The 25300-nt window shown below is 60.2% G+C and carries 28 protein-coding genes and 1 pseudogene; 17 read left to right on the top strand and 12 right to left on the bottom strand.

The genetic code is table 11. The features are described from left to right. Positions 1-178 precede the first annotated feature (178 nt). The 3 genes from ppnN to ACYZTM_RS02685 all read left to right on the top strand — a co-directional run bounded on the left by ppnN (position 179) and on the right by ACYZTM_RS02685 (position 3027). Positions 179-1552 (top strand): nucleotide 5'-monophosphate nucleosidase PpnN, encoded by a 1374-nt coding sequence (ppnN, locus tag ACYZTM_RS02675; RefSeq protein WP_461986853.1) that lies wholly within the window; start codon positions 179-181, stop codon positions 1550-1552. Between the two features lie 408 nt (positions 1553-1960). Beyond that, positions 1961-2695: a substrate-binding periplasmic protein gene (locus tag ACYZTM_RS02680; protein WP_131060219.1), complete on the top strand. Its 735-nt coding sequence runs from the start codon at positions 1961-1963 to the stop codon at positions 2693-2695. A 107-nt stretch (positions 2696-2802) separates the two neighbouring features. Beyond that, the gene (locus tag ACYZTM_RS02685; protein WP_131060218.1) at positions 2803-3027 is read left to right on the top strand and encodes a hypothetical protein; all 225 of its coding nucleotides are present in this window, start codon (positions 2803-2805) and stop codon (positions 3025-3027) included. A gap of 169 nt (positions 3028-3196) precedes the next feature. Here ACYZTM_RS02685 and ACYZTM_RS02690 read toward each other — a convergent pair whose 3' ends face one another. From ACYZTM_RS02690 to ACYZTM_RS02720, 7 genes and pseudogenes are all read right to left on the bottom strand, one after another. After that, a complete protein-coding gene (locus ACYZTM_RS02690; protein ID WP_461986856.1) occupies positions 3197-4630 on the bottom strand; it encodes an FAD/NAD(P)-binding protein in 1434 nt (477 codons plus the stop codon). Between the two features lie 23 nt (positions 4631-4653). Next, positions 4654-4758 (bottom strand): annotated as a pseudogene (locus tag ACYZTM_RS02695) (ABC transporter ATP-binding protein); the annotation flags it as partial. A 33-nt stretch (positions 4759-4791) separates the two neighbouring features. After that, entirely contained in the window at positions 4792-5697 is a 906-nt protein-coding gene (locus ACYZTM_RS02700) for an AMP-binding protein (RefSeq protein WP_461986858.1), read from the bottom strand. Positions 5698-5932: 235 nt separating this feature from the next. After that, positions 5933-7336: an LLM class flavin-dependent oxidoreductase gene (locus ACYZTM_RS02705; RefSeq protein ID WP_461986860.1), complete on the bottom strand. Its 1404-nt coding sequence runs from the start codon at positions 7334-7336 to the stop codon at positions 5933-5935. Then, positions 7336-7773 carry an acyl-CoA dehydrogenase gene (locus tag ACYZTM_RS02710; protein WP_461986862.1) on the bottom strand — a complete coding sequence of 146 codons (438 nt, stop codon included), beginning with the start codon at positions 7771-7773 and terminating at the stop codon, positions 7336-7338. The genes ACYZTM_RS02705 and ACYZTM_RS02710 overlap by 1 nt, the downstream gene beginning before the upstream one ends. A 10-nt stretch (positions 7774-7783) precedes the next feature. Beyond that, a complete protein-coding gene (locus ACYZTM_RS02715) occupies positions 7784-8986 on the bottom strand; it encodes an SfnB family sulfur acquisition oxidoreductase (RefSeq protein ID WP_165557447.1) in 1203 nt (400 codons plus the stop codon). Positions 8987-9143: 157 nt separating this feature from the next. Further along, a complete protein-coding gene (locus tag ACYZTM_RS02720; protein ID WP_461986864.1) occupies positions 9144-9707 on the bottom strand; it encodes a helix-turn-helix domain-containing protein in 564 nt (187 codons plus the stop codon). Between ACYZTM_RS02720 and ACYZTM_RS02725 the strand changes: the two genes are divergently transcribed. Beyond that, positions 9702-10739, top strand: a complete 1038-nt coding sequence (locus ACYZTM_RS02725; protein WP_461986866.1) for a DMT family transporter — start codon at positions 9702-9704, stop codon at positions 10737-10739. The two genes, ACYZTM_RS02720 and ACYZTM_RS02725, sit on opposite strands and share 6 nt — an antisense overlap. A 68-nt stretch (positions 10740-10807) precedes the next feature. Here the strand turns inward: ACYZTM_RS02725 and ACYZTM_RS02730 are convergent, their stop codons facing one another. After that, a complete protein-coding gene (locus tag ACYZTM_RS02730) occupies positions 10808-11149 on the bottom strand; it encodes a hypothetical protein (protein ID WP_461986868.1) in 342 nt (113 codons plus the stop codon). A gap of 587 nt (positions 11150-11736) precedes the next feature. On the opposite strand from ACYZTM_RS02730, the gene ACYZTM_RS02735 reads away from it, so the two are divergent. The 8 genes from ACYZTM_RS02735 (at position 11737) to ACYZTM_RS02770 (ending at position 18631) form a co-directional block, all read left to right on the top strand. Next, positions 11737-12021 (top strand): DUF3077 domain-containing protein, encoded by a 285-nt coding sequence (locus ACYZTM_RS02735; protein WP_131060208.1) that lies wholly within the window; start codon positions 11737-11739, stop codon positions 12019-12021. Then, on the top strand, positions 12018-12284 hold the full coding sequence (locus ACYZTM_RS02740) for a short-chain dehydrogenase (protein WP_461986871.1): 267 nt from the start codon (positions 12018-12020) through the stop codon (positions 12282-12284). The genes ACYZTM_RS02735 and ACYZTM_RS02740 overlap by 4 nt, the downstream gene beginning before the upstream one ends. 286 nt (positions 12285-12570) lie before the next feature. Beyond that, positions 12571-15489 carry a monovalent cation/H+ antiporter subunit A gene (locus ACYZTM_RS02745; RefSeq protein ID WP_461986873.1) on the top strand — a complete coding sequence of 973 codons (2919 nt, stop codon included), beginning with the start codon at positions 12571-12573 and terminating at the stop codon, positions 15487-15489. Next, positions 15489-15833 (top strand): Na+/H+ antiporter subunit C, encoded by a 345-nt coding sequence (locus tag ACYZTM_RS02750; RefSeq protein ID WP_007986256.1) that lies wholly within the window; start codon positions 15489-15491, stop codon positions 15831-15833. The genes ACYZTM_RS02745 and ACYZTM_RS02750 overlap by 1 nt, the downstream gene beginning before the upstream one ends. After that, the gene (locus ACYZTM_RS02755) at positions 15830-17512 is read left to right on the top strand and encodes a monovalent cation/H+ antiporter subunit D (RefSeq protein ID WP_461986875.1); all 1683 of its coding nucleotides are present in this window, start codon (positions 15830-15832) and stop codon (positions 17510-17512) included. Before ACYZTM_RS02750 ends, ACYZTM_RS02755 begins: the two co-directional genes overlap by 4 nt. Beyond that, positions 17509-17997: a Na+/H+ antiporter subunit E gene (locus ACYZTM_RS02760; RefSeq protein WP_131060205.1), complete on the top strand. Its 489-nt coding sequence runs from the start codon at positions 17509-17511 to the stop codon at positions 17995-17997. The genes ACYZTM_RS02755 and ACYZTM_RS02760 overlap by 4 nt, the downstream gene beginning before the upstream one ends. Beyond that, complete coding sequence (locus ACYZTM_RS02765; RefSeq protein ID WP_131060204.1) at positions 17994-18272, top strand: K+/H+ antiporter subunit F; 279 nt, start codon at positions 17994-17996, stop codon at positions 18270-18272. Before ACYZTM_RS02760 ends, ACYZTM_RS02765 begins: the two co-directional genes overlap by 4 nt. Further along, positions 18269-18631 carry a Na+/H+ antiporter subunit G gene (locus tag ACYZTM_RS02770; protein WP_131060203.1) on the top strand — a complete coding sequence of 121 codons (363 nt, stop codon included), beginning with the start codon at positions 18269-18271 and terminating at the stop codon, positions 18629-18631. Before ACYZTM_RS02765 ends, ACYZTM_RS02770 begins: the two co-directional genes overlap by 4 nt. A 112-nt stretch (positions 18632-18743) precedes the next feature. On the opposite strand, the gene ACYZTM_RS02775 is transcribed toward ACYZTM_RS02770, so the two are convergent. Further along, the gene (locus ACYZTM_RS02775; protein ID WP_461986878.1) at positions 18744-19181 is read right to left on the bottom strand and encodes a DUF3995 domain-containing protein; all 438 of its coding nucleotides are present in this window, start codon (positions 19179-19181) and stop codon (positions 18744-18746) included. 95 nt (positions 19182-19276) lie between these two features. Between ACYZTM_RS02775 and ACYZTM_RS02780 the strand changes: the two genes are divergently transcribed. Then, on the top strand, positions 19277-19663 hold the full coding sequence (locus ACYZTM_RS02780; RefSeq protein WP_131060201.1) for a DUF2946 domain-containing protein: 387 nt from the start codon (positions 19277-19279) through the stop codon (positions 19661-19663). A gap of 89 nt (positions 19664-19752) precedes the next feature. Next, positions 19753-21885, top strand: coding sequence for a TonB-dependent receptor (locus ACYZTM_RS02785; protein ID WP_461986880.1), 2133 nt, complete (start codon positions 19753-19755; stop codon positions 21883-21885). A gap of 121 nt (positions 21886-22006) precedes the next feature. On the opposite strand, the gene ACYZTM_RS02790 is transcribed toward ACYZTM_RS02785, so the two are convergent. The 3 genes from ACYZTM_RS02790 to ACYZTM_RS02800 form a co-directional block, all read right to left on the bottom strand. After that, the gene (locus tag ACYZTM_RS02790; protein WP_131060199.1) at positions 22007-23023 is read right to left on the bottom strand and encodes an ABC transporter substrate-binding protein; all 1017 of its coding nucleotides are present in this window, start codon (positions 23021-23023) and stop codon (positions 22007-22009) included. A gap of 118 nt (positions 23024-23141) precedes the next feature. Then, positions 23142-23345: a hypothetical protein gene (locus tag ACYZTM_RS02795; RefSeq protein ID WP_461986883.1), complete on the bottom strand. Its 204-nt coding sequence runs from the start codon at positions 23343-23345 to the stop codon at positions 23142-23144. Then, complete coding sequence (locus ACYZTM_RS02800) at positions 23345-23815, bottom strand: hypothetical protein (protein WP_131060197.1); 471 nt, start codon at positions 23813-23815, stop codon at positions 23345-23347. Before ACYZTM_RS02800 ends, ACYZTM_RS02795 begins: the two co-directional genes overlap by 1 nt. Between ACYZTM_RS02800 and ACYZTM_RS02805 the strand changes: the two genes are divergently transcribed. The 3 genes from ACYZTM_RS02805 (at position 23789) to ACYZTM_RS02815 (ending at position 25236) form a co-directional block, all read left to right on the top strand. Then, positions 23789-23926, top strand: a complete 138-nt coding sequence (locus ACYZTM_RS02805) for a hypothetical protein (protein WP_165557445.1) — start codon at positions 23789-23791, stop codon at positions 23924-23926. The two genes, ACYZTM_RS02800 and ACYZTM_RS02805, sit on opposite strands and share 27 nt — an antisense overlap. A gap of 707 nt (positions 23927-24633) precedes the next feature. Then, entirely contained in the window at positions 24634-24864 is a 231-nt protein-coding gene (locus ACYZTM_RS02810; RefSeq protein WP_131060195.1) for a hypothetical protein, read from the top strand. Positions 24865-24996: 132 nt separating this feature from the next. Then, on the top strand, positions 24997-25236 hold the full coding sequence (locus ACYZTM_RS02815) for a DUF2789 domain-containing protein (protein WP_131060194.1): 240 nt from the start codon (positions 24997-24999) through the stop codon (positions 25234-25236). The last annotated feature ends 64 nt before the right edge of the window (positions 25237-25300 follow it).

Here is a 25300-nt window from a genome sequence, read left to right on the forward strand (position 1 = left end):
GACTGCGGGGCATTATCGCCCCTGCGCAGGATTTAGCTATGCTGGGCGTCTCTTCATCTTTTCATCGTCAATCGGGGAACATGGCGATACAGCGCAGTTCGTGCCATCTTCTTTCATGGATACACACTATTCGGATGCCATTTGCCTGTATGAATGACATCGTTTTAAGGATCATTGAATGACCCAACGACATGTAATCAACGCCTCCGTCAGCCCTAAAGGCAGCCTGGAAACCCTTTCTCAACGTGAAGTACAGCAACTGAGCGAAGCCGGATCCGGCAGCACCTACACGTTATTCCGCCAGTGCGCCCTGGCCATCCTCAATACCGGCGCCCATGTTGATAACGCCAAGACCATTCTCGAAGCCTACAAGGACTTCGAAATCCGCATTCACCAGCAAGACCGCGGCGTCCGCCTCGAACTGCTGAATGCCCCGGCCGACGCCTTCGTCGATGGCGAAATGATCGCCAGCACCCGCGAAATGCTCTTCAGCGCCCTGCGTGACATCGTCTACACCGAAAACGAACTCGATAGCCAACGCATCGACCTGAGCAATTCCCAGGGCATCAGCGACTACGTGTTCCACCTGCTGCGCAACGCCCGCACCCTGCGCCCCGGCGTCGAGCCGAAGATCGTGGTGTGCTGGGGCGGCCACTCGATCAACACCGAAGAATACAAATACACCAAGAAAGTCGGCCACGAACTGGGCCTGCGCAGCCTCGATATCTGCACCGGCTGCGGCCCCGGCGTGATGAAAGGCCCGATGAAAGGCGCGACCATCGCCCACGCCAAGCAGCGCATCCACGGCGGCCGTTACCTGGGCCTGACCGAGCCCGGCATCATCGCCGCCGAAGCGCCGAACCCGATCGTCAACGAGCTGGTGATCCTGCCGGACATCGAGAAACGCCTGGAAGCCTTCGTGCGCGTGGGCCACGGCATCATTATTTTCCCCGGTGGCGCCGGCACGGCCGAAGAGTTCCTGTACCTGCTCGGCATCCTGATGCACCCGGACAACGCCGGCCTGCCCTTCCCGGTCATCCTCACCGGGCCGAAACATGCCGCACCGTACCTGGAGCAACTGGATGCGTTCGTCGGCGCGACGCTGGGTGACGCGGCGAAGCAACATTACGAAATCATCATCGACGACCCTGCTGAAGTCGCGCGCCAGATGACTCAAGGCCTCAAAGTGGTCAAACAGTTTCGCCGCGAGCGCAACGACGCGTTCCATTTCAACTGGCTGCTGAAAATAGACGAAGGCTTCCAGCGCCCGTTCGACCCGACCCACGAAAACATGGCCAACCTGAAACTCAGCCGTGACCTGCCCGCCCACGAACTGGCAGCCAACCTGCGCCGCGCGTTCTCCGGGATCGTCGCCGGCAACGTCAAGGACAAGGGCATCCGCCTGATCGAAGAACACGGGCCTTACCAGATCCGTGGCGATGCAGCGGTGATGCATCCGCTTGATCAATTGCTCAAGGCCTTTGTCGCACAGCACCGGATGAAACTACCGGGTGGCGCGGCTTATGTTCCGTGTTATCAAGTGGTTGCGTAATAAACGGCGCCTGACAAACACCCAATCCACTGTAGGAGCGAGCCTGCTCGCTCCTACAAAGATTCGGCGTACACCTTCCGCTCCTCACCACTCAACAGGCCGAGCGTTAGAAACTCCGCTGAGCCTCTCCAGCTATCTGCAAACAGCTGCGCGAGCATATTCGTAGCCCACAGGTGCATGTTCCTTCCTCGCCGACAACTGACTTCCAGCGATATCAGTATGGAAGAGAAAGGAACAGACTACCTATATCGCGAGCAAGCTCGCTCCCACAGTTCGATTGCGTGTTGCCGCTTCCCCCCTGCACAACGCTGATAAATCCTGAAATCTGACGTAATAGTCCGACAATTTCTCGGGACAGTTGAATGAGCGCGTACTAAGATCTGCACCTCATTCAATCAAGGACGATTCATGAAGCGCATTGCCGGTTGCCTGTTGTCTTTCCTGACACTCACTGCGGTGGCGGCCGATCTGAACCTGCTCACCGACAACCATCCGCCCCTGCATTTCCAGCAAGGCAACCAACTGGTGGGGTTTGGCGTGGATGTGGTGCAGGCGCTGGCCGAAAGTGCCGGCGATCAGGTGCATTTCCAACAAGTCCCTTTGCTGCGTGCCTTGCGTGTCGCCAGCACCGAGCCTGCCACCGGGGTGTTTACCGTGATGCGCACCGCCGAACGCGATGGCCAGTACCAGTGGGTCGGTCCGTTGATGGAAGTGGAAACGGCACTCTACTCCGCCAATGGCACCCAGCAACCGGTGCACAGTTTGCAGGAAGCCGGCAGCCTGGGCCGCATCGTTGTCCCGCGAAAATGGCTGGTCTACAGCTACTTGCAGAAGCAGGGTTTGAACAATTTATACGGCGTGGAAACGCCCGAACAAATGATGCGCCTGGCGCGCCTGGGCCGTACCGAATTCGTGGTGTCGGATACCCTCTCCATCACCGCCCTGGCGCGGGAAGAAGGTCTGGCGCCCAGTCAATTGCATTATCAAATGCCGTTGATGAAGCAAGGCACCTACATCGCGTTTTCTCCGCTCACCGATGCTCGTCAGGTGGCGCGTTGGCAGCAGGCGCTGGAGGAGATGAGCCGCGACGGACGCCTCGAACAACTCAAGCAGCGTTGGCTCAACGACAACCCACCCCGTTGACGGTGGATCAACGCGCTCGATATCAACTATGCGCAAGGGTGTTTTTTCATCGCGATGCTCCAGCACTACAGTGGCCACATCTTCTCCCCACCTACTGGAGCAACATCATGAAAAGCATCATCGGTCTTGGTTTCGCCCTTTCGGTTCTTGGCGCCACATCCGCCATCGCCGCCCCACACGCCACCTCGCAAGTTGTTGCCGGGGGTAAAGTCAGCCAACCGGCTACGTTGAACGTGAACACTGTCGACCTTGATCACAAAGACAGCCAGGCAAGCAAACTCTACGTCGCTGAAAACCGCCCTGAGTTTGGTTCGAAGTATCAGCGTTATTGATCAACGGCTTTGCGCCGCTTGAAACAAGAAACCCCGGGTAGATCCGATCTACCCGGGGTTTCTTCGTATCAGGTGTCCATCGATCCCGTAGCAGCTGTCGTTGTGGCGAGGGGATTTAGCGAAACGGGGCGGTGCGACGTTTCGCTAAATCCCCTCGCCACATCGGCAGCTACAACGACCGTGTCAGGCGCTCCGCCAGGGCTTTGGCCTGACTGGCCACATCGGTGACGGCCGTACTTTCCCACCACATGCCCCGCAACGGCGGGCCCATGGCGAACAGGCGTTGGGCGACCTGCCCATCGGCGTCCAGCACCGCGCCATCAACCGCTGCGGCAATCCCCAACGCCAACGGTCCCGGGCGAATCAGTCCGCGTGCCAGCAATTGTTGTGGTAGCGGACGGGCCACTCGGCGCCAGTCGTATTCGATACCACTGGAGTTGATCATCGCCACGCCGCTGACAACCCTGGTTTCAACCTCGCCACGACGGCGGATGCGGATGCTCACCTGCCCCTCGACCGTCGATTCCAGCCCTTTGAATGACGCCGCCTGAATCCGCAACCGCCCTTCCTTGTGCCGCCGTGCCACCAGTTCGGCGCTCAACGGTGGCGAGCGGTGGTGATGACTTTCCCACCAGGGCCGCACGTGCCGCACAAACTGCCGACGCTGCACGTCCGTCGCCTGACTCCACAACCGGCCGATATGCGCCCGCACCGTATCGAGCGGCGACTGCCAGTCGATACCCTGAGCGATGGCGCCCCGGCAATGCCTGCGCAGTTCTCGCACCAGCTGTCGAGGCGTGCGAATACTTTTATCCTCGGCAAGAAAATCCACCCAGACCGGTGGCTGCCGGCGCACGTGAGGCAGCAAGCCGTGACGGGAAAACACTTCGATCGGCCCGCGATGCCCGGCCTGCTCAAGCGACACCACGGCGTCGACCATGATCAGGCCCGAGCCGATGATCAACACCGTCGACTGAGGGTCTAACCGGCGCATAGCCGCGACATCCCACGGATCCAGCGCCGCAGCGTTCAAACCGCTTGACTCGGTCTGCGGCGTGCGCGCAGCGGGAAACATCCCCGTGGCCAGCACCGCGTAAGCGCCCCGCAAGCGTTGCCCGTCACTCAAAGTCAGCAGTACCGAATCGTCGCGGGTTTGCAGATCAACCACTTCAGCCTGCACGTGCTCGACCGTCGCACCGTTCACCGCCCCCGCCGCTTGCGCCTCCACCAGACGCTGCTGCACGTACACGCCGAAAAGCCCCCGGGGCGGAAACAGCTCGCTGACCGGCACATGCTGCTCATCCGACTCCGGCCAGCCACCGGCCGCGATGTGTTCGGTCAGCCATTGGGTCAGGTCGTCGGCGTTGTCCGGATCGACGCTCATGCGTGCGGCGTTGCCGTTGAGCGTATGGCCCAATTCGACCGCGCTGTACGCCTCGCCCCGGCCGAGTTCGGCGCGCGGCTCGATCACCCGCAACGAACGCTTGCCAGGCAATCGCAACAACTGCGCCGCCAACATCGCGCCGCTGAGGCAGCCGCCGACGATCAGAATGTCCGCGTGGCGAATGCCGTCGGTCGCCAGTCCGCGTTGGGTTTGAGTCATGGCGTTCTCACTGGTCAATGGTTCATCTCGAAAATCTCCTGGACGATAATAGGCGCCAAACCCATGGAACAGTCATCAAGCGGTACCAAAGTAGGACGCGTCACCGTCGCCCGACTGATGGCGAACATGCCGTACCACTGGCAGGTTGGATTCGGTCGAGCTCATGCGGTGTCCCGTTTGAATTCGTTGAGCCAGGTCGGCGCCGGTCGAGCGTCTGGGGTGCGCGTGGCTTGCCAGATGAAATGCAGTTTGTGGAACCCCAGCAGACGGCGAACGCGGTTTTTGATCAGGCGTTGCAACGGTCTTTGCGGGTGGGCGATGGCCCAGTCGCAAAGGCGTCGACGCCAGGTGCCTTGGGGGGCTAGGCGACTGTCGATTTCAGTGGCCAGCCGTTGCAGGCGTTCGGCCGACAGCAACAGCCCCGACGGCGCGACTTCACGGCGATCGCGGCTGGCACTGCCGGGGCTTTCCGGGAAGGCCAGGGAGTGGCCGCTGCTGAGCCATTGTTCAAACACGACGGTCAGGCCGTCCTGCCATTGCGTGCCCTCTTCGCTCCACAGTTGGGCGCCTTGTGCCCAGCGATGCCAGCGTTGCGGGGGTTCTGTCGGGCCGAGCAGTGCGGCGAACTCCAGCAGCGTCTGGCCGTGGTCGAGCCCGAGTTGCTGCGTCTGCCGGCCCTGGACGAAGGCATGGGTCGGGCGGCTGCGCCACAGGGCTTTGTGCAGTGATTCGGCGTCGAGATTGTCCGCCAATGTCAGCCGTTCACCGCCGATGTGTTGAGCGGCGAGTGCCAACAGCAACAGATTCGGTTCGAAGGCACCGCTGAGCGCCAGCCGCGAGTCTTCGGTGAAGCCTTGCTGACGCAAGCCATCGGCCAGCCGTTCGACATCGCGCAAGGCGTCGATCCAGCGCCAGACAACCCACTGACCGTGGCGCTTGTGCCGCAACGCTGGCTGCAACGGGCTGACCTGCGCCCAGTGGCGCATCTGATCCAAAGCCTGGGGCAGATCAACCCGCCACGGGGCCGAGGCCGCGACTGGCGGACGCTTGAGTTCATGCACGCTCATGGGACCTCCTGTTCATGGGCAAAAGCGTGCGGTGGTCCGCCGGGCTGAAATCTGTAAAACGACCGCGTCCCAATGTGGGAGCGGGCTTACTCGCGAAAGCGGTGGGTCAGGCAACTTTAATGCTGGATGTGCCGGCCCCTTCGCGAGCAAGCCCGCTCCCACAGGGTTTGGTGTCGTCCACAAATACCGCCGGCGAAACAAAACCTGTGGGAGCGTGGCTTGCCCGCGAAGGGGCCTACGCAGACACCACTTTCTTCTCCTGCTGCCGCAACCCCGCCAGATCCCGATACCCCGCACCCGGATGAATCTCCGGCAGTCGCGGCCCTGCCCCAAACAACTTCTCACGCAAGGTCCCCGGCGCGTATTCGGTCTTGTATACCCCGCGCCTCTGCAACTCCGGCACCAGCAACTCCACGGCGTCGATGAAGGTTTCGTGGGTCAATGCATAGGCCAGGTTGAACCCGTCCACGTCGGTCTCCTCGACCCACTCCTGCAACAGATCGGCAACGGTTTCGGGACTGCCGACAAACAACGGACCAAACCCGCCGATGCCGACCCAATCCGCTAACTCGTTAGGCGTCCAGACCTTGTTCGGATCCGCCGTCGAGAACGCTTCCACCGCCGATTGAATCGCATTGGTGTGCACATGCTTGAGCGGCTCATCCGGTTTGAACTGGCTGAAATCGATCCCGGTCCAGCCGGAAATCAACGCCATCGCCCCCTCGTAGCTGACCCAGGTTTTGTATTCCTCGAACTTGGCTTTCGCCTTGGCGTCGGTCTCGCCGAGGATCACGGTTTGCAGGTTGAAGATCAGGATCTTCGACGGATCGCGCCCGGCCTCGGCGGCGCGACGACGAATGTCGGCCACGGTTTTCTTCAGCAGCACTTTCGACGGTGCCGCGACAAACACGCATTCGGCATGTTCGGCAGCAAACTGCTTGCCGCGACTCGATGCGCCCGCCTGATAGAGCACCGGGGTGCGTTGCGGCGAGGGTTCGCAGAGGTGAATCCCAGGCACCTGAAAGTGTTTACCCACGTGCCCGATCTCGTGGATCTTGCTCGGATCGCTGAAAATCCGTCGCTCGCGGTCGCGCAGGATCGCGCCCTCTTCCCAACTGCCTTCCCAGAGCTTGTAGCAAACCTCCAGGTATTCCTCGGCGAAGTCATAACGGGCGTCGTGTTCGGTCTGGGCTTTCTGGCCGAGGTTCTTCGCGCCGCTTTCCAGATAAGAGGTGACGATGTTCCAGCCCGCGCGGCCCTTGGTCAGATGGTCGAGCGTCGACAAGCGCCGGGCGAACGGATACGGATGCTCGAAGGACAACGACGCGGTCAGGCCAAAACCCAGATGCTCGGTGACCAGCGCCATCGGCGGAATCAGTTGCAATGGATCGTTGACCGGCACCTGCGCCGCCTGACGGATCGCCGCATCACCGTTGCCGTTGTAAACGTCATAGATGCCCAACACGTCGGCGATGAACAAACCGTCGAACTTGCCACGCTCGAGGATTTTCGCCAGATCGGTCCAGTATTCGAGGTCCTTGTACTGCCACGAGCGATCCCGTGGATGCGCCCACAAACCCGGTGACTGGTGGCCGACGCAGTTCATGTCAAAGGCGTTGAGACGGATATCACGGACCATCAAACGGCACTCCGAAAACGTGGGGGATGGATGCCGTTGAGGCGGAAATTGCCAATGAGGTGAAGTTTCCAGCGCAGTGGATCGTGCAGCGATCCTTGCAACACGGTGCGTTGGCCGGTGAGTTCAAATTCGGCGTTGCTGACGGCGTTAAGCGCGTCGGCGCTGGCCAGGTGCGACTCGGCGATGGCAACGCTGATTTCCGTGTCGTCTTCGTGACTGTTCAGAAACTCGTCGGCGCGTTCGAGCAGCGCGGCGGCGACTTCGATGCGGATGTGCAAATCACCGACACGGCTGATGACGTAGGGGTCACTCGTGGCTTGAGCTTGCTGGCGAACAAAACGCAGGGTCGCATCGAGCAGGCTGCGGGCGTTGTGCAAGTCGTGCTGACTCTTGGTCAGGGGCTGGTCGGCAACAATCGGTTGGGTCAAAGCGTTCATGGTGGGCTCCTCAGTTCCAGGCGTGGCGCGCGGGCTTCACGCCGTTGAGCAGGTAGTTGCCAATCAGGTGGGATTTCCAGCGCGCCGGATCGTGCAGCGTGTGAGTCCGAGCGTTGCGCCAGTGGCGGTCGAGGTTGTATTTGCCCAGCACCGAGCGGGTACCGGCCAGTTCGAAGAGTTTGCTGCTGGCGAGCAAGGCGATTTCGGCGGACAGGACTTTGGCTTGAGCGACCACCACCGAAGCGTGGGCCACCGTGTCTTCATTGGCGTTGAGCAACGCCGCGTCGATGGCCTGTCCGGCCTTTTTCAGGATCGCTTCGGTGCCATGCACCCGCCATTCGAGATCGCCAATCGCGGCGATGCTGAACGGGTCCTGCCAGCCGTGGTCCTGCCCGCTGTCGATCCATGGTCGCGCTTCACGGGCGTAGCGTTTGGTTTCTTCCAGGGCGCCGACGGCGATGCCGGTGTCCACGGCAGCCTGAATGATTTGCGAGATCGGGCCGTCGGCGGTGGGTTCGTCGAACGCCTTGTGGGCCGGGATTACCGCACTGAGCGGGACCTTCACCGCGCTCAGCGTCACGCCGCCACTGGCCGTGGTGCGCTGGCCGAATCCGTCCCAGCTGTCGATCACCGTCAGGCCGGGATTGTCGCGCTCAATGAAAGCAATGAAGGCCTTGTTCTCTTCATCCACCGCCACGGCCGGCACGATGTGCGCGAACAACGCGCCGGTGCAGTAGAACTTCTCGCCGTCGATTTGCGCGGTGTCTTTGCCGAAACGGATTCGGGTTTCGAAAGCACCGGCGTTTTTGCTTTTGGATTCGGAGAAGGCGTTGCCGAAACGATAGCCCTGCAAGACTTTGCCGAAGTAAAAGCGCTTCTGCTCCTCGGTGGCGGTTTGCAGGAGGATGTCGAGCACGCCGAGGTGGTTTTGCGGGATCTGGCCGAGGGATGAGTCGGCGGCGGAAATGATCTTGATCACTTCGGCGACGGTCACGTAGGAAACACCGGCGCCACCGTATGCCTTGGGCACCGTGATGCCCCAGAGGCCGCTGGCGGAGAACTCGTCCAGCTCATTAATCGGCAGGCGTCGTTCGCGGTCGCGGAGGCTGGCTTCGACGGCGAAGCGTGCGGCGAGCTTGTGAGCGACGGCGATGGCTTCGGCGTCCGAGCGGATCACATGGGCGGTGCGAGGGGGTTGGGTAGAGGCTGTCATGGGCCGACTCCGGGATTCTGGTGAATACGCCAGAGCTTTTGCAGGAGTCGTGCCTTAATTCAATTTCGTTTTATTTCAATAGCTTGAGTATTTTACCGAGAAAGACTTACAGCTTTAAAACAGCCAAAGTGTCTGTCCAGTGTTGATCGGCAAACAGTTAAATCACTACGTTTCGAACAAACCGCGCAGCCACCGGACCATCATTGCGATAGGAATGCGGCTGGTCACTGGCGAACATGAAGAACTCACCCGCGCCAATCTCAAGCGGCGTATCGCCCAGCATCAACGTCAGGCAGCCTGCGAACACATAAATCTGCTCACTCCAACCCTCCGCATCCGGTTGCGACGGATAAACCTCCCCCGGTTGCAAACACCATTCCCATTGCTCCACTTCACGGGTGGCGGTGGCTTTGGACAGTAAAACGGCTTTGCTGCCGGGAATCGTTCCGGCCCAGGCGACTTCGTTGATGCGGCTCGGGTCGCGGGCGTCCGGGGCCTGGATCAATTCGCTGAACGCCACGTCCAGCGCTTCGGCCACGCGGTCGAGGGTGGTCAGGCTGACGTTTTTCTCGCCGGCCTCGATGGCCACCAGCATGCGGCGGCTGACCCCGGACTTTTCGGCCAGCGCGGTCTGGCTCATGTCGGCGGCATGACGCAGGCGTCGAACGTTCTGACTGACGTGCTGAAGGACCGAAGCCCGCGGGGTAGAATCTTTGTGCACTATATTGCTCACTTGGCGGAATTGGGCAGTATACTGCGCAACATTCGGCGCATTGTGCGTCCCCCTCAGGTAGCGCGCAAGGTCATGACGTCTGTGAACGCCTCTCACACTTCTTCCCGTTTCTCGCGATTCAGCAAGGCCGAGTACGTGCTGGTGCTGATCACCATGGTCTGGGGCGGGACATTCTTGCTGGTGCAGCACGCAATGACCGTCAGCGGGCCGATGTTTTTTGTCGGCCTGCGCTTTGCCGCGGCGGCGATCATTGTTGCGTTGTTCTCCTGGCGTCATCTGCGGGAACTGACCCTGTTCGAACTCAAGGCCGGGGCGTTTATCGGCGTGGCGATCATGCTGGGCTACGGCTTGCAGACGGTCGGCTTGCAAAGCATTCCCAGCAGTCAGTCCGCGTTTATTACTGCGCTGTACGTGCCCTTCGTACCGTTGCTGCAATGGCTGGTGCTGGGACGGCGTCCGGGGCTGATGCCGAGCATCGGGATCATGTTGGCGTTTACCGGGTTGATGTTGTTGTCGGGGCCGGCCGGCGCTTCCTTTAATTTCAGTCCGGGTGAAATCGCCACGTTGATCAGTGCTGTCGCGATTGCGGCGGAGATCATTCTGATCAGTACGTATGCCGGGCAAGTCGATGTGCGTCGGGTGACGGTGGTGCAACTGGCGACCACCTCGGTGCTGTCGTTCCTGATGGTGGTGCCGACTCAGGAAGTGATTCCGGGTTTCTCATGGCTGTTGCTGTGCAGTGCGCTGGGCTTGGGTGCAGCGAGCGCGGCGATTCAGGTGGCGATGAACTGGGCGCAGCAGAGTGTCTCGCCAACCCGGGCCACGTTGATTTATGCGGGCGAGCCGGTGTGGGCCGGGATTGTCGGAAGGATTGCCGGGGAGCGGTTGCCGGCGATTGCGTTGGTGGGTGCGGGGTTGATTGTGGCGGCGGTGATTGTGAGTGAGTTGAAGACCAAGGGTAAAGATCGTGGGGTAGTTAACGACCAGGTAGAAAGCGAGGCCATCGACTCAAACAAATGAGATTTTCTCCCGATGCTCAGGAAGACGGCCAGAAATCTCCAATGATATTGATAACGCCTACGCTGCGATTACTCCGGCAACGACCGAATGATGTCCGCCAGGTCATCCCTAGTGATCTCGTTGGATTTGATGGCCGCGGCAACATCCTCCTTGGAAAGAGGAAAGCGTTTGAAAATCCTCTTTAGGGCATCGGAGTCAACATTTGACATCCACAGAGGGGAAATGAAATTTCCTTGGTATTCCGGCCTCATCGGCACTTCTTCGTGTGCAATTGCACCCTTGTGGTTCAAGTAAACGACATAACGGTCATGCCCTTCAGGAAAGCTCTTGTCACGATAAAGCGTGGTGCCGAGGGGCAGCACATAATAGTTTTCATCGCCATTCGGCCCCTCAGTTTTAATCATGCTCATGTCATGGGTCCTCGACACGTTTAATGCAACAAACGCCAATACGGTTGCATTAACCAGCATCAAAACACCCAACCAGAAAATCAGTCTTTTATTCGTAAACATCCTTTTTATGACACCTCAATTATTCCCTTGAGCATAAGGATAACCGGTGGCGAGGGAGCTTGCTCCCGTTGGGCTACGAAGCGGCCCCAAAAAAGGGACTGCTGCGCCGTCCAACGGGAGCAAGCTCCCTCGCCACAGGTTCAGTGTCATGCTTGAGTGACGCCGATCAGTGCCAGTCCGTTCCTCACAAGGGCTTCGGGTGTTAGCTGACTCGGAACAGACCTACAAGCAAAGCAGCTGTTTCAGGCTTTTGGCCGGTTGACTGCCCTGCCCTCACTCCCTATCCTCGCGCCTGTCACGAACTCATTCGTGATCGGGTTTGACGGCTCGGCGTTTTCCAGGACCTTGTGCAGCGCTATGGCAGCTGTGCGTGGGGCACTTTCGAGTGCGCCGGGTTCCTGGACCGGTCCGTCAACCTGCGTACAGTTGCCACCTGATTCGTTTGACGGCGATGACGTGGCCACTCCATTTTTCAGGAGATGCACATGACCAATCCAACCACAAAATCCACCCCTTTCGCCCGCTGCGACCACGTCGACCACCACCTCTTCGCGGTACAACCCGACATCCCGCTACTCGACGCCCTCGAACACGCCGCGGTCTACCTCAGCTGCGCCGAAGCCCTTGCCCATCAAGCCCCCACCGCTACCCGCCCGGAACATAAAGCTTCATTACGCTGGGCCAGCCAGCAAATGCTCGGTACTGCGCGCTCGTTGGTTCAAGCATCCATCGACGGGATGCACGCGACCCAAGCTGGAGGTGATGTATGAACCCGCATATGCCGATGACCAACAATGACTGCGATATACCGGTGTTACTGGTCGCCACTCAAGCGCCGCTGGACGTGTTGCACAGCAACGCGGCCACACGGTTTCTGGCCGTGACGCAAATGATGGAAAGTTTGGCCAGTCTTGATATCACTCAAGCCAAGGGGGCCGATGTGCAGCAACTCGCGCATGCGGCGGCAATGTTGCTGCGTGATGGGTGTGATGTGATGGATGTGTTGGGTCGGCAGATTAGGGCGCAGGTCTGACGGAAGTCGTTTGATTTCCGAGATTGATTTGGCTGTATGGGCCTCATCGCGAGCAGGCTCGCTCCCACAAGGGATCTGCTGTGTACACAAATTTTGTGCACCATGCTAATCCAATGTGGGAGCGGGCTTGCTCGCGAAGGGGCCAGACCTGCTGAAAACACACCTTTGAAACAATGTGAATCAGGTTTTTTCCGTCTACCTTGTAGGATTCTGCGACAGCTTGGCGTTTGGCGATCCGGGAGCTGGCACGTATGATGCTTCACAAACTTCCGCAGATTAGAAGCCTATGTCCCTGATAGTTCTACTGCTTCTGCCTTTTATCGGCAGCTGTCTGGCGGCTTTGCTGCCTCACAACGCGCGTAACACCGAATCTTTGCTGGCTGGCCTGGTTGCCTTGATAGGCACCGTTCAGGTCGCCCTCTTGTACCCGCAAATCGCCCATGGCGGCGTCATTCGTGAAGAGTTTTTCTGGCTGCCCAGCCTGGGCCTGAATTTCGTCCTGCGCATGGACGGTTTCGCGTGGCTGTTCTCGATGCTGGTGCTGGGCATCGGCACGCTGGTTTCTTTATACGCTCGCTATTACATGTCGCCGGACGATCCGGTGCCGCGCTTCTTTGCGTTTTTCCTGGCCTTCATGGGCGCGATGCTCGGGTTGGTGATCTCCGGCAATCTGATCCAGATCGTGTTTTTCTGGGAACTGACCAGCCTCTTTTCATTCCTGTTGATCGGCTACTGGCACCACCGCGCCGATGCGCGACGCGGCGCCTATATGGCGCTGATGGTCACCGGCGCCGGCGGATTGTGCCTGCTGGCGGGGGTCATGCTGCTCGGCCATGTGGTCGGCAGCTATGACCTGGACAAGGTCCTGGCCGCCGGCGATCTGATTCGCGCGCACCACCTCTACCCTATCCTGCTGCCCCTGATCCTGATCGGCGCCCTGAGCAAAAGTGCGCAATTCCCCTTCCACTTCTGGCTGCCCCACGCGATGGCGGCGCCGACACCGGTTTCGGCCTATCTGCACTCGGCGACCATGGTCAAGGCCGGGGTGTTCCTGCTCGCAAGATTGTGGCCGTCGCTGTCCGGCAGTGAAGAATGGTTCTACATCGTCAGCGGCGCCGGTGCTTGCACCCTGTTGCTCGGCGCGTACTGCGCGATGTTCCAGAACGACCTCAAGGGTTTGCTGGCCTACTCGACCATCAGCCACCTCGGCCTGATCACTCTGCTATTGGGCCTGAACAGTCCGCTGGCCGCCGTGGCCGCGGTGTTTCACATCCTCAACCACGCAACCTTCAAGGCTTCGCTGTTCATGGCCGCCGGGATCATCGACCACGAAAGCGGCACCCGTGACATTCGCAAGCTCAGCGGCCTGATCAAGCTGATCCCCTTCACCGCCACCCTGGCCATGGTCGCCAGCGCCTCGATGGCCGGCGTGCCGCTGCTCAACGGCTTTCTGTCGAAAGAGATGTTCTTCGCCGAAACCGTGTTCATCAACGCCACGGCCTGGGTCGAGATGACCTTGCCGATTGTCGCGACCATCGCCGGCACCTTCAGCGTCGCCTACTCGCTGCGCTTCACCGTTGACGTGTTCTTTGGCCCGACCGCCACCGACCTGCCCCACACCCCGCACGAACCGCCACGCTGGATGCGCGCACCGGTTGAGTTGCTGGTGTTCGCCTGTCTGATCGTGGGGGTTTTCCCGGCGCAAGTGGTCGGCCCGTTGCTGGCCGCCGCCGCCCTGCCGGTGGTGGGCGGAGTCCTGCCTGAATACAGCCTGGCAATCTGGCACGGCTGGAACGCGCCGATGATCATGAGCCTGATCGCCATGTCCTGCGGCATCGTGCTGTATCTGCTGTTGCGCAATCAGCTCAAACTCGGGCGTTTCAAATACCCGCCGGTCATTGGGCGGTTCAACGGCAAGCGCCTGTTCGAACGCAGCCTGGTGATCATGATGCGCCTGGCCCGTCGGCTGGAGCGGCGGATCAGCACCAAACGCCTGCAAACCCAATTGTTCCTGGTGGTGCTCGCGGCGGTGTTCGCCGGGTTGATCCCGATGCTGCACAGCAGCCTGAGCTGGGGTGATCGGCCGAAGATTCCGGGGTCGATCGTGTTCGTGACCCTTTGGCTGCTGGCGATTGCCTGTGCCCTCGGCGCGGCGTGGCAGGCCAAGTATCACCGGCTCGCGGCCCTGACCATGGTCAGCGTCTGCGGCCTGATGACCTGCGTCACCTTTGTCTGGTTCTCGGCGCCGGACCTGGCGCTGACGCAACTGGTGGTCGAAGTGGTGACCACGGTGCTGATTCTCCTCGGCCTGCGCTGGTTGCCGCGCCGGATCGAAGAGGTGTCGCCGCTGCCGAGCACCCTGCGCAAGGCACGCATCCGTCGTATCCGCGACTTGCTGCTGTCGACCGTCGTCGGTGGCGGTATGGCGTTGCTGTCCTACGCGATGCTGACGCGCCAGACGCCGAACGACATCTCCTCGTTCTACCTCAGCCGCGCCCTGCCCGAAGGCGGCGGCAGCAACGTGGTCAACGTGATGCTGGTGGACTTCCGTGGTTTCGATACCCTCGGCGAAATCACCGTGCTGGCAGCCGTGGCGTTGACCGTATTCGCCCTGCTGCGACGTTTCCGACCTCCGAAAGAAAGCCTGCAGTTACCGGCCCAGCAACGCCTGCTGGCGCCCGACGTCGTCACCGATCTGGTCAACCCGCGTCAGGCCAGCGACACCGCGCTCGGCTTCATGATGGTCCCGGCGGTGCTGGTACGTCTGCTGCTGCCGATTGCCTTTGTGGTGTCGTTCTACCTGTTCATGCGCGGGCACAACCAACCGGGTGGCGGTTTTGTCGCCGGGCTGGTGATGTCGGTCGCATTCATCCTGCAATACATGGTTGCCGGCACCCAGTGGGTCGAGGCGCAAATGAGCCTGCGTCCGCTGCGCTGGATGGGCACAGGCCTGCTGTTCGCCACGGTCACCGGGCTCGGCGCGATGGCCGCCGGATATCCGTTCCTGACCACCCACACCTGGCATTTCGGACTGCCGGTGCTGGGCGATATCCACATCGCCAGTGCGCTGTTCTTCGACATCGGCGTCTACGCCGTGGTGGTCGGTTCGACGCTGTTGATCCTCACCGCCCTCGCCCACCAATCGGTTCGGGGTCACAAGACCGCGGCCCTGCCCAGATCCGTCGCCACCAAAGGAGCCGTCTGATGGAAGAAGTCATCGCAATCGCCATCGGCGTACTGGCCGCGTCCGGCGTCTGGCTGATCCTGCGGCCACGGACGTTTCAGGTGGTGATGGGCCTGTGCCTGCTGTCCTACGGCGTCAACCTGTTCATCTTCAGCATGGGCAGCCTGTTCATCGGCAAGGAACCGATCATCAAGGACGGCGTGCCGCAGGACTTGTTGCATTACACCGACCCCTTACCGCAAGCGCTGGTGCTGACCGCCATCGTGATCAGCTTTGCCATGACCGCGCTGTTTCTGGTGGTGCTGTTGGCCTCCCGTGGCTTGACCGGGACCGACCATGTGGATGGCCGGGAGCCTAAAGAATGAATGCGATGACGCACCTGATCGCCGCACCGATTCTGCTGCCACTGCTGACCGCCGCCATCATGCTGATGCTGGGCGAGAAACATCGCCCGTTGAAGGCCAAGATCAACCTGTTCTCCAGCCTGCTGGGCCTGGGGATTTCCGTGATGTTGCTGCAATGGACGCAGACCACCGGCGTGCCCGGCTCGGTCGGCGTCTACCTGCCGGGCAACTGGCAGGTGCCGTTCGGTATCGTGCTGGTGGTCGATCGCTTGTCGGCGCTGATGCTGGTGCTGACCGGGATCATCGGCGTCAGCGCCTTGCTGTTCGCCATGGCCCGTTGGGACGGCGCCGGTTCGAGTTTCCACGCGCTGCTCCAGATCCAGATGATGGGCCTGTACGGCGCGTTCCTGACGGCGGACCTGTTCAACCTGTTTGTGTTTTTTGAAGTGTTGCTGGCGGCGTCTTACGGGCTGATGCTCCACGGTTCGGGCCGGGCGCGGGTGTCGTCGGGGCTGCATTACATTTCGATCAACCTGCTGGCGTCGTCGCTGTTCCTGATCGGCGCGGCGCTGATCTATGGCGTCACCGGCACGCTGAACATGGCCGACCTGGCGCTGAAAATCCCGCTGGTCCCGGAGGCCGATCGTGGCCTGCTGCATGCCGGCGCGGGGATTCTCGCGGTAGCGTTCCTGGCCAAGGCCGGGATGTGGCCGCTGAACTTCTGGCTGGTGCCGGCCTATTCGGCGGCCAGTGCGCCGGTGGCGGCGATGTTCGCGATCATGACCAAGGTCGGCGTGTACACCTTGCTGCGCTTGTGGACCCTGCTGTTCTCCGGCCAGGCCGGGGCGTCGGCATACTTTGGCGGCGACTGGCTGATCTACGGCGGCATGGCCACCATCGTCTGCGCCGCCGTGGCGATTCTTGCCGCACAACGACTGGAGCGCCTGGCCAGCCTGAGTATTCTGGTGTCGGCCGGGATTCTGCTGTCGGCCATCGGTTTCGCCCAGCCGAACCTGATCGGCGCGGCACTGTTCTATCTCGTCAGCTCGACCCTGACATTGAGCGCGTTATTCCTGTTGGCCGAGTTGATCGAGCGTTCGCGTTCGGCCAATGAAATGCCGTTGTTCGATGACGGCGATCTGCCGCGACCGATGGAATCCTTGCAGCCGCCCAAAGGCATCAACCTCGATGACGAGCAGAAAGCCGTGGTCGGCCAGGTGATTCCCTGGACCATGGCGTTCCTCGGATTGAGCTTCATTGCCTGCGCGCTGCTGATCATCGGCATGCCGCCGCTGTCCGGATTCATCGGCAAACTCAGCCTGCTCAGCGCGCTGCTCAACCCGCTGGGGTTGGGCAATGGCACTGATGAACCGGTGTCGAACGCGGCGTGGGGTTTGCTGGCGTTGTTGATCCTGTCCGGGCTGGCGTCGTTGATTGCCTTCTCGCGGTTGGGCATCCAGCGTTTCTGGACACCCGAAGAACGGCCATCGCCCTTGTTGCGCCGCTTCGAGTGCGTGCCGATCATCGTCCTGTTGGGGCTGAGCGTTGCGCTGACCTTCAAGGCCGAGCCGCTGATGCGCTATACCCAGGCGGCCGCGAATGCCTTGAACAACCCGCAGCAATACGTCATGGCGGTGCTTGGCACGCGTGTGGTGCCGAGCCCGGAAGCCAGGGCGGCGATGCTGGAGGTGCAGCCATGAAGCGTCTGTTTCCGGCACCGTGGTTGTCTCTGGCCTTGTGGCTGTTGTGGCTGGTGCTGAACCTGTCGATGAGCCCCGGCAACCTGTTGCTCGGCGCGGTGCTGGGGTTCTGCGCGCCGCTGATGATGCGCAAGCTGCGGCCGCTGCCGATCCGCATTCGTCGACCCGGGGTGATCCTGCGTTTGTTCTTCCTGGTCGGCCGCGACGTGGTGGTGTCGAACCTGACCGTGGCTTGGGGCGTGCTCAACGCCGGTCGCCGTCCACCGCGCTCGCGCTTCATCAAAGTGCCGCTGGATTTGCGCGATGCCAATGGCCTGGCGGCGCTGTCGATGATCTGCACGGTGGTTCCCGGGACGGTCTGGTCGGAACTGGCGCTGGACCGCAGCATCCTGTTGGTGCACGTGTTCGATCTGGATGATGAAGCGCTGTTTATCGAGCACTTCAAGGCGACCTATGAGCGCCCCTTGATGGAGATCTTCGAATGAGCGAATTGCTGTCGAACGCGATCCTGCTGAGCCTGTTTCTGTTTTCCCTGGCGATGATCCTGACCCTGATTCGCCTGTTCAAAGGCCCATCGGCCCAGGATCGGGTTCTGGCGCTGGACTACCTGTACATCATCGCGATGCTGATGATGCTGGCGCTGGGCATTCGTTATGCCAGTGACACTTATTTCGAGGCGGCGCTGCTGATCGCCCTGTTCGGTTTCGTCGGCTCGTTTGCTCTGGCCAAATTCCTGCTGCGTGGCGAGGTGATCGAATGAACGCGGAACTGTCTCTGTGGGTTGAAATTCCGGTGGCGATCCTGCTGGTGCTCGGCAGTGTGTTTGCGCTGATCGGCGCCATTGGCCTGGTGCGGATGAAGGACTACTTTCAGCGCATGCACCCACCGGCGCTGGCCTCGACCTTGGGGGCGTGGTGCGTGGCGCTGGCCTCGATCATCTACTTTTCGGCGCTCAAGTCCGGGCCGGTGCTGCATGCCTGGCTGATTCCGATTCTGTTGTCGATCACGGTGCCGGTGACCACGTTGCTGCTGGCCCGGGCGGCGCTGTTTCGCAAGCGCATGGCGGGGGATGATGTGCCGGCTGAGGTGAGTAGTCGGCGCACTGAGAGCAGGAGTTAATTCAGAAGTTTGTGTTGATTGGGCGGGCCTCTTCGCGGGCAAGCCTCGCTCCTACAGGTTTTGCGCGATCCTGTAGGAGCGAGGCTTGCCCGCGAAGCTTTTCAGCAACAATTCAGATCCAGGCAACGGCCAACAACCCGGCCCCCAACACCACACACAACGGCGAATACGCCCAGGTGTCGAGCCGGGCAAACTTCGAATCCTTGTCCTGTTTGAAGAACCCCACCAGGTTCGAATCGCCAATCGCCCGGGCAAACAACAGCATCGCAATGGCGCTGATCACCCATTGCAGCGACCAGTGATGCACCGTCGGCAGATAAAGCCCGACTCGCAGGCACACCAGCATCGCGATCAACAGCAACCCCACCGCGACCAACAACGTGGCAAATCCCGACGGCTTGAACGCCGGCCTTGATTCTGCGTCGCCCTCCCCGGGTACTCGCGGCACCGCCGCCTCGCTTCCCAACTTGCCCCCCGCCGCCCAGTACAAATGGACCAGGCTCATCAACAGGAAGATTGCAGCAATCCATTGCGCGACCATTAGGCTCATATTCAGACATCCAGCGTGAAATGTCGCAGCAGGATGAACCTCCTTGAACGTTTTTGTAAGGGTATTTGTCATCGGCGGTGGTAAAGTACCGCTCCATGAAATTCGCCCGAACTGATCGCACACTGATGGCCTGGATGCTTTATTGCTGCGTCCTGTTCAACGTGTTCGCCTGCAGTATCGGTCACGGGCAAATGGTCGGGATGCAGCTCAACGGCATCGGCGGCCAGTTCTGTTCGGTTGATCCGGCCACCCAGGCGCCAGCCTCCCCGAACAGCTCCGAAGACAACCTGCCGACCCTGTCCAAGGCCTTCGGTTGCCCGCTGTGTTCCACCGGCGGCATGGGCCCGGCGCTCAACTCCAGCCTGACCCTGGCGATCCTTCCGGAGCAACACAGCCCACCCTTGGCCGTCGTCGCCAGCGCTGACCTCCCTGCCCGCTTCACCTGGCCTTCGGCCAATCCTCGCGCCCCGCCTTTCGCCTGAGTTACTTCGCCTTTTCCGATCAGCCCACCGCGCCAACGCGTGACGTTTGCCTGTGCGCTGCTTCCTAGACAAGCATTCAGGATTCATCGATGAAACGCATTCCTTTACTGGCCAGCCTGTGCGGCTGCCTGTCTGTTAACGCCTGGGCGCAATCCACCGTCGACCTGGCGCCCATCATGATTGATGGCGAAGCGGTGACTGAGCCGGGGTTAAGCCTCGATCAAGCCAGCGGCATGGCCTCGCGTCTGGGCCTGAGCGTGCGTGAAACCCCGGCGTCGGTGGCCATCGCCGACCGCAATGACATCGAGCGCCACGGCGCGCAAAACTTCCAGGACGCCGCCAACACCTTGCCCGGCGTCAATGCCAGCGCACCGCCGGGTTTCGGCGGATTTGTCTCCTACCGGGGGTTCACCAGCGGCCAGATCACCCAGATGTTCAACGGCATCAACGTCTCCGGCGGCCTCGCCCGGCCGGTGGATGCGTGGATTTATGATCGGGTGGAACTGGTGGGCGGCCCGTCGTCGCTGATCAATGGCGCCGGTTCCGTGGGCGGCTCATTGAACTACGTGACCAAACTCGCGACCCGCGAAGAGCGCGCGATCGAAGGCCGCGTCAGCTACGGCACTTATGACACCACCGAAGCCGCGTTCGGCCTCAACCACGCGCTCAGCGAGGCCGGTGCAGATGTGCAGCACTACGCGCGGCTCGACGTCAGCCACAACACCGGCAATGGCTACATCGACCGTCAAGAGCGCGAGGCCTGGAGTGTGGCGTTCTCGCTGCTCAGCGACCTGACGCCCAACCTGTCCCACACCCTCGCGCTGGAATATCAGGACGAACATGAAGACAGTCCGTACTGGGGCACGCCCGTGCTCAACCCCAAGGCCGGCGAACTGAAAATCGACAGGCACAACCGCTTCAACAACTACAACGTTGAAGACGGGCGTTACGAGCAGCGCACGATCTGGGTTCGCTCGATCATCGACTATCGGATCAACGACAGCACCACCCTGCGCAACACCCTTTATCACCTCGACAGCCAGCGCGATTACCGCAACCTGGAAACCTACCAGTACAACGCCGACAACAGCGCGGTGAACCGCTCCACGGCGTATCAGGTTCGGCATCAGGGCGAACAGAATGGCAACCAGTTCGAGTTGCGCCACGACAACACGCTGTTTGGCCTGGACACTACCTGGTCTGGCGGTTTCGAGTACAAGGCCAACCAGACCACCAACTCGCCGCTGAACGTCAAAGGTGCCAGCACCGTCGACCCGAACAACTTTCAGCCAGGGCACTTCTATGACATCCCCGGCACTAAACCGGGTTTTGTCAGCGACAAGACCAACGAGGTGACGACCAAAGCCCTGTTCGCCGAAAACCGCCTGGCACTGACCGACAAACTGGCGTTGCTGACCGGCGTGCGTTACGACGATATCGACCTGGACGTGACCAATCACCGGGCAGTGACCGCCAGCAATCCCCGGCATTTGAAACGCAGCTGGGAGCCGGTGACCGGTCGGGTCGGCCTGACCTACCAGTTCATTCCCTCCGCCAACGTCTACGTGCAATACAGCACCGCCGCCGAACAGCCCAACGGCACGCAGGATTTCGACGTGTCCACCGGCAAGCAATGGGAAGTCGGCAGCAAGTTCGATTATCTGGACGGGCGCGGTTCGGCAACGGTGGCGGCGTACACGATTGAGCGAAAGGATTTCGCAGTGACCGATCCACTGGACCCGACCACCAGTATTCCCGTGGGGCAGCAGACGTCCAAAGGGATCGAGTTGGCCAGCTCCCTGCGGATCACCGACAAGCTGTTGGCGGAGGGCAACTTCGCGTGGGTCGATGCGCAGTACGACGAGTTCACCGAGAAGAATGCGGCCGGCGTGGTGGTTTCACGCAAGGGCAACACGCCGACCAACGTGCCGGACCGGGTCGGAAATCTGTGGCTGACCTATGACTTCGCGCCGCAATGGCAAGGCGGTGTCGATGCACGTTATGTGGCCTCGGTGTTTGCCGACAGTGCCAACACCATGACTGTGCCGTCGTACACGCTCTATGGCACGTTTCTCAGTTACAAGGTCGATCGGCATACCGCCGTCACCGGCCGGGTGCGTAATTTGACGAATGAGGTGTATGCCGAGTTTGCGCATGTGTCGCCGGCGTATTACCTCGGGACACCGCGGACGTTTGAATTGGCGGTGCAGACCCGGTTTTAAAAGCAAAAGCAAAAGCTTCGTCGGAACGCCGCCCGGAGCAAGCCCCACAATGGATCTTCAGCGCTCACAAAATCCTTGTGGGAGCGGGCTTGCTCGCGAAAGCGGCATCAGTCTCCCTGCATCACTTCAACTCGGCAGATACCTTATCCGCCACATCCTTGGGCACCCACGCCTGCCAAACATCCGGGTGCGCCTTCATGAACGCCTCCGCCGCCTGACGTGGCGGGGTGTGTTTTTCGCTCATTTCAGCCAGCGCCTTGTTCAAGGGGGCGATCGGAAAATCGACCTTGCTGAAGAAATCGGCAATCTGCGGATACTGCTTCTGAAAAGGCGTGGACACACCGATCGACAGCTTCGAGGCCAGCGAGCGCGTCGGTTTCGGATTGGGGTTGTCTGCGTCGGTCAGGGTTTTCCAGGCTTCGGCATCGAAGGGCGGCTCCTCCAGCTGAATCAGCTTGAAGCGCCCGAGCAGCGGCGTCGGTGACCAGTAATAAAACAGCACCGGCTTGCCGCGACGAATCGACGAACTGATCTCTGCATCCAGCGCCGCTCCGGAACCGCTGCGAAAATTCACATAGCTGTCGTTCAGGCCATAGGCCGTTAGTTTCTGCTTGTTCACCACTTCCGACGTCCAGCCAATCGGGCTGTTGAGGAAGCGTCCCTTGCCCGGGCTTTCCGGATCGCTGAACACATCCTTGTACTTGGGCAGGTCGCTGACACTGCGCAAACCGGGCGCCAGCGGCTTGATGCCCTTGGCCGGGTCGCCCTTGATCACATATTCGGGCACCCACCAGCCTTCAGTCGCCCCCTTGACCGTATCGCCCAGGCTCACGACTTTGCCCTCGGCTTCAGCCTTGACCCAGACCGGACTGCGCCCGGCCCATTCTTCGCCAATGACCTGAATGTCATTGTTGGCCAGTGCGGTTTCCAGGGTGATGGTTGTGCCGGGCAAGGTGTCCGTCGGCAAGCCGTAGCCCTTCTCGACGATGATCCGCAGGATATCGGTGATCAGGCTGCCACTTTCCCAGTTCAGGTCGGCGAAGTGGATCGGCGCCTGGGCCGCAGATACCGGAAGGGATGAACTCAATACACCAAACGTGGCCAGGGCAACGGCCAGCAACCGTCGAAATCCTTTCATGCTTTTGCACCTCGTGCTGTTCACAGCAATAGCAGGATGGCCTGACAGAAGACCGCAAGCCTCTGAATACCCAGTCAACTGACTGTAGTAGAGGTTCCTGCTTTCGAGGGGGCATGAATTACTTTTCGGAAGTTTCCTGCAAGCGAGCCAGCTCTCTTCTTACCATGCTGGCGTACGCCGCCGGGCGCAGCGTGTAGATCTGTGACGCGACCCAACTCAGCCAGCCTCCCTGCAGAACAGCCTTCTGCTCGAACAGCCGCCGGGCTTCGACTTGCGCGCTGGCCTGGTTCTGTTCGTGGAAATCGGCGCGGGTCAGGGTCATTACTCGCTGGCCTTGAACGTGATCAGTTCGCCCTTGCGCCACTTGGCGGCTTTGGCGGTCACGGCTTTCAGGGTTTTGGTCAGGCCTTCCTGCAACTGCTGGTGAGCGGCGAAGACCATCACCACGCTATGACCTTCCTTGAACACAATCGCGTGACCGTCTGCGGTGGTGACAAAGGCGTAATCGCCCAGTCCGTACACCGTCAGTTTGATTTCACGGAACTTGATGTCGAGCTTGCCACCTTCACGACTGGGCAATACCGAAGCACTGAAATGATCGCCGACCTTGAGCTTGAGCCCTGGCTTGTCATCGACCACCAGTGCCTCTTCGGTGTCGATCTCGGCAATGTAAATGCCTTCAGCGTTCTGTTCGGTGATGTAAACGAAACGTGACTGAAACTGTTTAACCAGCTTTGCGCGCAAATCACCGAGCACGAACAAAGCATGCATATCGAGATTACTTACTGCCAAGGAAACATCCCCACATCTGAAAATGATGCCGCACGCAGAAGAAGCGCACAGCAGAAAAAAGCGGCCATGCCGAAAGTTTGCCGTAAGACCCGAATTGAAATCCTGAGCTGAGCAGAGCGCTCATGCCTCGCGAGGTCAGTGAGATTACTGGAATACCCCTCGCGCCGTCCTCTGTGAAAGTCGTCAGATGTTGAAGGAAAACGCCCTTCTTGCAGCCAGAGGAAACCGGATTACCAACTTTAGGGAAAAATCTCTTTAAAAAAAGCACTTTTCTGACAGATCGCCAGTAAAAAATTGCTTTAGATGAACACCATTCGCCCACCAGTGAGGGTGATTCTAGAGCAGCCTTGCTCACAGAGACTACCCAAAACGACGTACACACGTCGGCAAAACAATGAAAAGGACTTCACATGTGCACAATGACTCACTTCGCCTCCTCCCAAACAGAGCGCGCAAACAGCTCCGTCCCCTTGCTCCCGGTGATGTTCCAGCCGCATGAGTTGCAGCCGGAAAGCTTTCTGCTGCCACGCTTTCAAGTGGTATTGGCCGGTAATGCCTTCTTCCACATCAAGGAAATTTCCACGGGACGCGTAAGAGGTTTCCGCGGATGCCATAACGAAGCCTGCGCCCTTGCCCGCTCATTCGAGTCACGCGTCTGACGTGTTCTTTTGCGTTCATACCTATAGACGTTTCGTCATGCCGGCGACTTAACTCAGCCGCCGGCAGGCAACTACTGCCATACTGCCCGATCCACGAAATCCGTCCCCAGGACGGACGGCGTTCAACACAACAAAATATTTCCAAGGGAAGGCAGCTACGTGACGGAATTTGATATCGGTGAATTTTTTATCCGGGGCGAAGCCAGAGAGGTCGACGGCGAATTCCAGGCAGTCATCATCATGCGTGCCAAACCACCGTTGACTGCGGTGACGTATCACCAGGTCGAGAAGGATCGCTGGTTCAAAACCTCGGAAGTCGCCGCTATCGCCGCCAAGGAGGCTGCCCAAGCCCTTAAACTCGCCGTCGATGAAGGTGCATTGAAAGCCTGATCGTCGGATTTGCCGTCTATGCTCTCTCCTGCTGACCCACATCGTGATCGAACTCCTGAAGCGCGGCCCCCTCAGATGCAATGACACCGCACCTCAGACCTCGCATTCGACGCGACCCGCAAGGAGATGAAGATGGATTCACCTACACACGACTTGAAAGGTTTGTTCGACCAGCTCGGCCTGGACTCCAGCGAGAAAGCCATCGACGATTTCATCGCCGGTCATTCCCCCTTGGCCGACGACAAGAAACTCATCGATGCCGAGTTCTGGACGCCGCAACAAGCAGGCTTCCTCAAAGAACAATTGCGTGAAGACGCCGATTGGGCGCGGGTGGTCGACGACCTGAACCTGCGCATGCACCAGATTCACTAGCCCGCCAGTCTTGACTGTGGCGAGGGGGTTTAGCGAAACGTCGCACCGCCCCGTTTGGCTGCGC

The sequence above is a fragment of the Pseudomonas sp. MDT2-39-1 genome (genome assembly GCF_054898085.1).

What these genes read in the sequence shown, in the direction of transcription:
- ppnN (WP_461986853.1), top strand. Translation starts at nt 179, where the DNA reads ATGACCCAACGACATGTAATCAACGCCTCCGTCAGCCCTAAAGGCAGC.
- ACYZTM_RS02680 (WP_131060219.1), top strand. Translation starts at nt 1,961, where the DNA reads ATGAAGCGCATTGCCGGTTGCCTGTTGTCTTTCCTGACACTCACTGCG.
- ACYZTM_RS02685 (WP_131060218.1), top strand. Translation starts at nt 2,803, where the DNA reads ATGAAAAGCATCATCGGTCTTGGTTTCGCCCTTTCGGTTCTTGGCGCC.
- ACYZTM_RS02690 (WP_461986856.1), bottom strand. Translation starts at nt 4,630, where the DNA reads ATGACTCAAACCCAACGCGGACTGGCGACCGACGGCATTCGCCACGCG.
- ACYZTM_RS02700 (WP_461986858.1), bottom strand. Translation starts at nt 5,697, where the DNA reads ATGAGCGTGCATGAACTCAAGCGTCCGCCAGTCGCGGCCTCGGCCCCG.
- ACYZTM_RS02705 (WP_461986860.1), bottom strand. Translation starts at nt 7,336, where the DNA reads ATGGTCCGTGATATCCGTCTCAACGCCTTTGACATGAACTGCGTCGGC.
- ACYZTM_RS02710 (WP_461986862.1), bottom strand. Translation starts at nt 7,773, where the DNA reads ATGAACGCTTTGACCCAACCGATTGTTGCCGACCAGCCCCTGACCAAG.
- ACYZTM_RS02715 (WP_165557447.1), bottom strand. Translation starts at nt 8,986, where the DNA reads ATGACAGCCTCTACCCAACCCCCTCGCACCGCCCATGTGATCCGCTCG.
- ACYZTM_RS02730 (WP_461986868.1), bottom strand. Translation starts at nt 11,149, where the DNA reads ATGAGCATGATTAAAACTGAGGGGCCGAATGGCGATGAAAACTATTAT.
- ACYZTM_RS02735 (WP_131060208.1), top strand. Translation starts at nt 11,737, where the DNA reads ATGACCAATCCAACCACAAAATCCACCCCTTTCGCCCGCTGCGACCAC.
- ACYZTM_RS02740 (WP_461986871.1), top strand. Translation starts at nt 12,018, where the DNA reads ATGAACCCGCATATGCCGATGACCAACAATGACTGCGATATACCGGTG.
- ACYZTM_RS02745 (WP_461986873.1), top strand. Translation starts at nt 12,571, where the DNA reads ATGTCCCTGATAGTTCTACTGCTTCTGCCTTTTATCGGCAGCTGTCTG.
- ACYZTM_RS02750 (WP_007986256.1), top strand. Translation starts at nt 15,489, where the DNA reads ATGGAAGAAGTCATCGCAATCGCCATCGGCGTACTGGCCGCGTCCGGC.
- ACYZTM_RS02755 (WP_461986875.1), top strand. Translation starts at nt 15,830, where the DNA reads ATGAATGCGATGACGCACCTGATCGCCGCACCGATTCTGCTGCCACTG.
- ACYZTM_RS02760 (WP_131060205.1), top strand. Translation starts at nt 17,509, where the DNA reads ATGAAGCGTCTGTTTCCGGCACCGTGGTTGTCTCTGGCCTTGTGGCTG.
- ACYZTM_RS02765 (WP_131060204.1), top strand. Translation starts at nt 17,994, where the DNA reads ATGAGCGAATTGCTGTCGAACGCGATCCTGCTGAGCCTGTTTCTGTTT.
- ACYZTM_RS02770 (WP_131060203.1), top strand. Translation starts at nt 18,269, where the DNA reads ATGAACGCGGAACTGTCTCTGTGGGTTGAAATTCCGGTGGCGATCCTG.
- ACYZTM_RS02775 (WP_461986878.1), bottom strand. Translation starts at nt 19,181, where the DNA reads ATGAGCCTAATGGTCGCGCAATGGATTGCTGCAATCTTCCTGTTGATG.
- ACYZTM_RS02780 (WP_131060201.1), top strand. Translation starts at nt 19,277, where the DNA reads ATGAAATTCGCCCGAACTGATCGCACACTGATGGCCTGGATGCTTTAT.
- ACYZTM_RS02785 (WP_461986880.1), top strand. Translation starts at nt 19,753, where the DNA reads ATGAAACGCATTCCTTTACTGGCCAGCCTGTGCGGCTGCCTGTCTGTT.
- ACYZTM_RS02790 (WP_131060199.1), bottom strand. Translation starts at nt 23,023, where the DNA reads ATGAAAGGATTTCGACGGTTGCTGGCCGTTGCCCTGGCCACGTTTGGT.
- ACYZTM_RS02795 (WP_461986883.1), bottom strand. Translation starts at nt 23,345, where the DNA reads ATGACCCTGACCCGCGCCGATTTCCACGAACAGAACCAGGCCAGCGCG.
- ACYZTM_RS02805 (WP_165557445.1), top strand. Translation starts at nt 23,789, where the DNA reads ATGCATATCGAGATTACTTACTGCCAAGGAAACATCCCCACATCTGAA.
- ACYZTM_RS02815 (WP_131060194.1), top strand. Translation starts at nt 24,997, where the DNA reads ATGGATTCACCTACACACGACTTGAAAGGTTTGTTCGACCAGCTCGGC.